This window comes from uncultured Gimesia sp. (assembly GCF_937919775.1).
Taxonomy (GTDB): Bacteria; Planctomycetota; Planctomycetia; order Planctomycetales; family Planctomycetaceae; genus Gimesia.
The window spans coordinates 21,873-28,757 of the sequence record NZ_CALFPF010000277.1 but is presented as its reverse complement, the minus strand read 5'-3'; the positions used below and the strand labels follow the sequence as shown (position 1 = coordinate 28,757).

The window sequence follows — 6,885 nt, the reverse complement described above, 5'->3', positions numbered from 1 at the left end:
TGCGTGTTCATTGCTTTCATAAGCGGATAGAATAGGGTTTGTTTTTATGCCTTATCCCGCCTTGCCTTTACTCCCCTGTCAATGGAGAACCAGACAATGTCCGATTCTGTCAGTCGTCGCACGTTCCTAGGTCAAACAGCGGCCATGACCGCCGCCGGGATTGCTGCACCAGCAATTCTCTCAGCCGCCAATAAAGCACCCAGTAAAAAAGTGACCATTGGAATCATGGGGATGCAACGCGGGCTGGCTCTGGCCAAAACCTTCGGTGCGCTGGACGGTGTCGAAATCAAATATGTCTGCGACACCGACGATACCCGACTGGCGAATGCCGTCAAAACCGTTGAGAAAGCCACCGAAAAAGCGCCTCAACCGATCGGCGATTTTCGCAAGATTCTGGACGACAAAGACGTCGACGCGCTGATCGTCGCCCCCCCCAACCACTGGCATTCACCGGCGACCATCCTGGCTTGTTCGGCTGGCAAACATGTTTATGTCGAAAAACCCTGCAGCCATAATCCCAAAGAAGGCGAAATGATGGTCGAAGCGGCTCGCAAAAATAAACGGGCCGTCCAGATGGGCAGCCAGCGACGCAGCAGCCAGTCGATTATGGAAGGGATTCAGAAACTCAAAGAAGGCGCCATCGGCGATGTCTACCTGTCCCGTGCGTTTTATGAAAGTGCCCGCGGTTCCATCGGCACCGGCAAACCAGCCGCCGTTCCCCCGGAACTGAACTACGATCTCTGGCAGGGACCGGCGCCCCGTCAGAAATACACGGACAACGTGATTCATTATAACTGGCACTGGTTCTGGAATTATGGCAATGGCGAACTCGGTAACAACGGCGTGCATTCGCTCGATCTCTGCCGCTGGGGTCTGGGTGTGGATTATCCAACACGGGTTGTTTCCAGTGGCGGTCGTTATGCCTTCGTCGATGATCAGCAAACTCCGGATACACAGGTGGTTGCTTACGAATTTGACGGAGGCAAACAGATCACCTGGCAGGGAACCAGCTGCAACCGTCACAAGAATGACTTTGTGACCTTCTTCGGCAGCAACGGGACTTTGATTCTTGGTATTTCAGGCGGATACCGGATTCTGGACGCCAAGGACAAAGAGATCGAAAAAGTGGACGGCAATCAGGGTATGAGCGAACACACTCAAAACTTCATTGACGCCATCCGCAACAACGAGCCGCTCAATCTGAATGCCGAAATTGAAATCGGACACAAGAGCACTCTACTCTGCCACGTTGGTAACATCGCCCACCGCACCGGCCGCACGCTGACCTGTGACCCGACGAACGGTCACATTCAGAATGATCAAGCAGCCATGGCGTTGTGGACGCGAGAATACGAACCAGGCTGGGAACCCAAAGTCTGATCCCGTCAGACTGCTCAGCAACAGACAATCATAAAACAAGGGAGCCGACACAGTTTCGGCTCCCTTGCTTTTTGCCGGTTCAGAAAACCGGCATTCGCAAGAACTGTCATTATTGAGCCGTTCTCTCACTTCTTGGATTTGAGTGCTGATCTGATGATTCACAACCAGTGAGTGAATCATCATACTATTACCACTGTCTGAATGCCGACACCAATATTGAACACGAACTTCATGCGAGCCATATCCTATGAAATCTCTGCTCTTTTTTCTCTGCCTTAATCTGCTCCCGATACTGGCCAATGCAGCAGAAATTCAACGGATCTGGTTAACACACAACACCAATCGACCTGACAAAATGGTCGTCAACTGGTTGACCGAACAGCCCGGTGATTCCGAGGTGCGTTATGGTTTATCGCCGGAGACAATGGAAAGCTTCCGGATCGATGAAGCCACGACGCTGCATCATGTTGAAATCCCCTTAGCGCATCGAGACACAATCTATCACTACTCGGTGAAAACGGGAAACCGGCAGTCCGCAACTCACACCTTCAAAGCCTATCCCACGGAAACGCTGCGCGTCGCGATTGTTGCCGACTGGCAGTCTCTGCCCGACTTATCCAGTCTGATCAAAGAAGACGTCCACCTGCTGCTGACGGCCGGAGATAACATCAACAATCTCTGGCAGAAATGCGGACCGGGACAGCGCGATTGTATAACCCCTTACATCAATTTGATTGACGCCTATCCAACATTGTTTCGCTCCACGCCTTTCCTGCCGATCCTGGGAAACCATGACCGTGAAATTCATCCCCGTGGAAAAAAGCCTCCCGCACATGCCGTGTATGACGTCGAAGCCACCGCATTTCGCCGTTTTTTTGAACTTCCTGATGACGAATGGAAATGGCACTTTGACATTCCTGAGTTTGACGTGAGATTCATCGGTCTCGACTTCAACCACATCTCCGACTTCGGCAACACCTGGCAAACCTGCCACCCGTTCGGCAGGGATTCGGCCCAATATCTCTGGTATCAGTCGGTCACAAAACAGGCCCCCGGTCACATCGTCACGTTGTACAACGAGCGTAATGCGAGTATGCGGAGTCAGCTTGAAGGCGGCTGGTTTACGCTGTTTCAGAGGGGAACCATCTGCGTCACCGGCTTTGGGTATTTCGCCGAGCGGGCGGAGGTCGACGGTCTGACTTTTTACAATACCGCGCTCAGTGGAACGGGCACGCAGTACGCCGATCCGCACTCCAAATTTCTGGCGGGCAAGGACAGTTATCTGTTACTGACCTGCGAACGGAGTTCCGGAACCATGACCGCCGAGTTGAAGAGCTTGAACAATGAAGTTCTGGACCGCCAGAATTTTCCCAAAGCGTCCCGTAAACCCGTCAAACCGTAAACGTACGCTTCACGCACAGCCGCAAAATTCAAACGTTTGAAGCGGCCTGGTCGGGATCAGTGATCGCTGTCGGAAACCGACTTCTGTTCCAGTTCCGGAATGTGATCGGGAACAGAAAAATAAGTATCTTCACGTGGTGCTTGATGCATATTCAATTTTTGACAACCTGAAGTAATCAAAGAAATGCCGGGAACCACTACCAGGATCATCGCCTTCATGAGATTCTGATTCATGAGATTTTCATCCATTTTTCAAAGTGTTTTGGAAACTGATGCTCATACCAAGACAAAGGTGATTTACTCTGGAAGGAATCAATCTTATTTCTCGGAAACCGACTTCTGTTCCAGTTCCGGAATGTGATCGGGAACGGAAAAGTAGGTATCCTGACGTGGTGCCGGGCCGCGGTTCAGCTTGCTCCACTGACTGGGTTGCAGTGCATGCGGAAGTAGATCACAGCCGGTAGCCAACAGGGAAATGCTGGGAATGATCGCGATGATGAGTGCTTTGGAGAGAACTTTCATTGAGAGAATCCCGTTCAATTTTCTAGAGTTCATTTAGCAGGCGCGCAGACAAAGAAGGCGAACACACTGTTCGTCTTTTAAAATCGTACATACAAAAAGGGGTGATTGTGTTGAGAAGTGAGAGATGAGGGTCGGATTCTAGCCAGACCGCGTTTGCGTGCCAACCCCTTTTTCACGCAAAATTTGCCGATCGAAGCCTTAAAGGGGAGATTTTCGCTGGCGGAATTCCAGCAGCTGCTGTCTCAACTGAACAATTAACTCCTGTGTGTCAGCCCCTTCCGGCATGAAGCGACTGCTGGCATAGGTACGATACCAGTCGGAAATGCTCTGACTTTGAATGCGTCTGGAAAACTGCGTCAGCGTTTCACCCGGTTGGCGCACGAGCTGATATTTTCTCAACAAACGATCCATCTGTGTCAGCAGCAGATGCAGCTCCTGAATATGAACCGGATCTGCGCGAAAGGCGGCCCGCTCCCGCAATTTCTTTTGACAGAGACGAATGACCCACTTCAACCCGAACCAGAACGCGACTCCACAGACGAGTAGTGCTAAAGGTAACTGCGCCTCGGATAATGCCAGAATCCACTGCCCCTGCTGCAAGGCGGTTTTCAGTCGGGAAAACTGACCGATAAACGATTCCCAATACTGCCTGACCGGGCTGGGCGAATAGTGATCGGGTTGTCCGGCTGCCGGCGTGGATTCTACAGTGACCCAGCCCCGCTGCTCATCCCAGGCTTCGACCCAGGCATGCGCGTGTCTGTTGCGGGCCACCCAGAACTGGTCGTAGTGATTTCTTTCACGTACGACATAACCGGTAATATATCGACACGGAACTCCCGCGATTCGCAACAACAGGGCTGTGCCCGATGCAAAATATTCACAATGGGCGTTCGGTTTTTCCAGCAGAAAATAGGTAATCGGATCTTTTCCGCGCGGCACGGAAATCCCCAGCTCATATTGATAGTGGTCCGGAAAATATTTTTGAATGCGGTCGATCTTCTCAGCAGAGGTTTTACAGTCGGCAAAAATCTGCTGCGCCAGTTGTTTGACCTCGGGCGAGATGTCAAAAGGAAGTTGCAGCAATCTCTGTAAAAACAGGTCCGATTCAGGACGAGGGGGCAACTGTTTGCGCGGCAGAAAAAGCGCGTAAGGAAAACCGCTTTCCAGAGACCGTGATGTCAGAATATTCTGGCTGTCAAATTGCACGTTTTGAGCCACCGCATGAACCAGAGGCGTATTCAACGGCGCAAAAATATGCTCAGACGCCTCTGACCAGACTTCAAATTCAATCCAGTCAGAAGAGTTTGCCTGTCCCATCTGGAACCAGACACCTTCCGGAAGAATGTTGGTTTCGACTCCTGCGGGGGGCACGGCAATGATGGCCGCGTTATGATTGCCGACATCAGAATGCCATTCCGAGTTAAAGAACTGCACAAACGCCCGACCGCGCAGGTAACCTGGTTCATCGGTCGATTTGATGCGTAATTTCACGTGTTCGGAACCGGAGTCAAACTGACTGGTCAAACTGCCCAGCTTTGAAATCGTGGAGAATCCGGCACGCGATGTAATTCCCGTCGTACGCGGTTCAATCAGACGGTAATAGAGTTGATCCAGTTCGCGCTCATAGCGATCCAGTCCGGTCGCCGTCAGCCAGCCTAACAGCCAGATCACGGCAAAAATGTGGGCGCGAATCAGATAGATCGACCACCTTCGTTTCTCTTTTCCCCGCGGTGTGCGAACCGGGTGCCCCAGTTGATAAAAGACGCCCGTCAACAGAATATAGCTGAAAACTAAAATCTGATACTGCAGGGCTTTGGAACCGTGAACCAGGATATCCCCCGTCAGAATAAACGCGCCGATGCCAAATAACGGAAAGGAATTCGGCAGGAATGGAACACAGTGGCTGTCAAAAAACTGGCGCAGCTGCACGGTCATCACAAACTGTGCGGCTGCAAAAGCCAGTGGAGTCCGGATGGCCATGCGATCCAGTGTGAACTCATGCCGATAAAGCATAAATTTGACCATGAACAGAATGGCCAGCACGCTGGTAACCCAGAATACCTGGCGGCGTGAAAACGGATAGCTTAAGATCGGCATATACGATAACGCGGCCAGCAGGATGATACCGGCAGAGAAAAAAAGTGTTTCCGACAGCAGTCCAAAGGCAGCGCTCTCAAGGCTGATCAAGATGAACGCAATGGTACGCTGCGTATTCATATCGATTCCACCTTGCCTTTGGCAATTTCGTCGGTCGTAAAATGATACGCCTGACCGAATTCCTCGGAATTGTAAGGTAGTGTCGTCGGGCCATCGTGAACGATGATTGTTTTTAAACTGGAACCTGAATCCAGCACGGCCCGCGCCATTTTTTCCCGTTGTTCATCCCAGTCAAGAAAAATACAGACCGCCGTCGAGACGTTGGACAGTTCCTCAAATACGGCTGGTCCGATCGTCTCGAAGGGATCATCGGGGCAACGATCCACACAGGACAGAATTTCCAGAACGTTGTCGAAGTGCGCGGTATGGCGTCCCGCCCGAAACACATACAGTTCCGGACCGGCGGCGAACAGGTCAATCAGATATTCTCCGCGCGACAAGGCGTCGGCAATCGAAGCCGTCAAACTGATCCCCGCTTCCAGCACATTCATGGACCGAGTCTCTTCCATTTTCGGATGATACCGCTGGCCGACGGCTTTCAGCTTGCGGATCAGCCAGGTATCGGCGGGCATATAGGTATCTAAAATCAAGGCAATGCGGCAGTAATATTCTTCCTGGTATTCCCGCACAACCGGTTTACCCAGCCGGGCCCAGGACCGAAAATCGAGCCTGCGGGCCGGTTCGCCGGGAACATACTCCCGATTTCCCACGTACTCCGGAGATTCTCCCACATTGGAAGTCAAGGCGATGCCTCCCGGTTGGAATTTGTTGCCCACCGGTAAATCAACGCTCGTAAGCTGATGAAAAGCGGGCAGAACCAGCAGCGATTTTCCGGGCAATGCGGCGCTGCCGGAACGGTTGAGATGAAAAGGAAACAACGTGTGCACGCCCAGTTTGGGAAGGGCATAATAGCCTCGTTGCGGCGCGTTGATCGTCACCGTGAGATCGACCGATTCCCCGCGCGGCAGACATTCCAGGGTATCATCGCGATCGATCTGCGTCAGCGGTTTCTCCAGCCAGCGAAAGGCGACTGCCAGATCATAAATCGGCAGCCAGCCCCGGTTGGTTACCGTGAAGTGACCGATCGCCGGCTGACCGGCGGTTGTCTGAGCGGGAAAATCTCCTTTCAGATCACAGCGGGGGCGGAAAATCCAGGAAGCAATGCCGTCGATCAGAATCAGCGCCATCAGCACGCTGAACAGATTATAGATGGGGACGGAAACCGAGATCGTGCCGATGCCCGATAAAAAGAAACCGAACAGCAATATTTTCCCCGGATACGTCACACGATAATACCAGTAATGCTTGTGCATCCGCACCAGCAGCAGACGATTCGTAAATGAATCTTTTTTTCTGATCGTCGGCGAATAAGGATCGTATTCCGAGACATGCATTACTGATTCAACACTTCTAAATTAATGAGCT

The 6,885-nt window shown here is 52.0% G+C and carries 6 protein-coding genes; 2 read left to right on the top strand and 4 right to left on the bottom strand.

The genetic code is table 11. The annotated features are described in order from the left end of the window. Positions 1-96 precede the first annotated feature (96 nt). Entirely contained in the window at positions 97-1,380 is a 1,284-nt protein-coding gene (locus tag Q0294_RS07585) for a Gfo/Idh/MocA family oxidoreductase (RefSeq protein ID WP_299462788.1), read from the top strand. 247 nt (positions 1,381-1,627) lie between these two features. Beyond that, positions 1,628-2,782 carry an FN3 domain-containing metallophosphoesterase family protein gene (locus Q0294_RS07580; RefSeq protein WP_299462785.1) on the top strand — a complete coding sequence of 385 codons (1,155 nt, stop codon included), beginning with the start codon at positions 1,628-1,630 and terminating at the stop codon, positions 2,780-2,782. Between the two features lie 56 nt (positions 2,783-2,838). Here Q0294_RS07580 and Q0294_RS07575 read toward each other — a convergent pair whose 3' ends face one another. From Q0294_RS07575 to Q0294_RS07560, 4 genes are all read right to left on the bottom strand, one after another. Next, a complete protein-coding gene (locus Q0294_RS07575; protein ID WP_299462782.1) occupies positions 2,839-3,015 on the bottom strand; it encodes a hypothetical protein in 177 nt (58 codons plus the stop codon). A gap of 84 nt (positions 3,016-3,099) precedes the next feature. Next, complete coding sequence (locus tag Q0294_RS07570; protein ID WP_299462776.1) at positions 3,100-3,303, bottom strand: hypothetical protein; 204 nt, start codon at positions 3,301-3,303, stop codon at positions 3,100-3,102. A gap of 198 nt (positions 3,304-3,501) precedes the next feature. Then, entirely contained in the window at positions 3,502-5,520 is a 2,019-nt protein-coding gene (locus Q0294_RS07565) for a transglutaminase family protein (protein WP_299462773.1), read from the bottom strand. Beyond that, a complete protein-coding gene (locus tag Q0294_RS07560; RefSeq protein ID WP_299462770.1) occupies positions 5,517-6,854 on the bottom strand; it encodes a DUF58 domain-containing protein in 1,338 nt (445 codons plus the stop codon). The genes Q0294_RS07565 and Q0294_RS07560 overlap by 4 nt, the downstream gene beginning before the upstream one ends. Positions 6,855-6,885 lie beyond the last annotated feature (31 nt).

Bases quoted from the DNA above. Each gene is read 5' to 3' on its own strand.
- Q0294_RS07585 (WP_299462788.1), top strand. From the start codon at position 97: ATGTCCGATTCTGTCAGTCGTCGCACGTTCCTAGGTCAAACAGCGGCC.
- Q0294_RS07580 (WP_299462785.1), top strand. From the start codon at position 1,628: ATGAAATCTCTGCTCTTTTTTCTCTGCCTTAATCTGCTCCCGATACTG.
- Q0294_RS07575 (WP_299462782.1), bottom strand. From the start codon at position 3,015: ATGAATCAGAATCTCATGAAGGCGATGATCCTGGTAGTGGTTCCCGGC.
- Q0294_RS07570 (WP_299462776.1), bottom strand. From the start codon at position 3,303: ATGAAAGTTCTCTCCAAAGCACTCATCATCGCGATCATTCCCAGCATT.
- Q0294_RS07565 (WP_299462773.1), bottom strand. From the start codon at position 5,520: ATGAATACGCAGCGTACCATTGCGTTCATCTTGATCAGCCTTGAGAGC.
- Q0294_RS07560 (WP_299462770.1), bottom strand. From the start codon at position 6,854: ATGCATGTCTCGGAATACGATCCTTATTCGCCGACGATCAGAAAAAAA.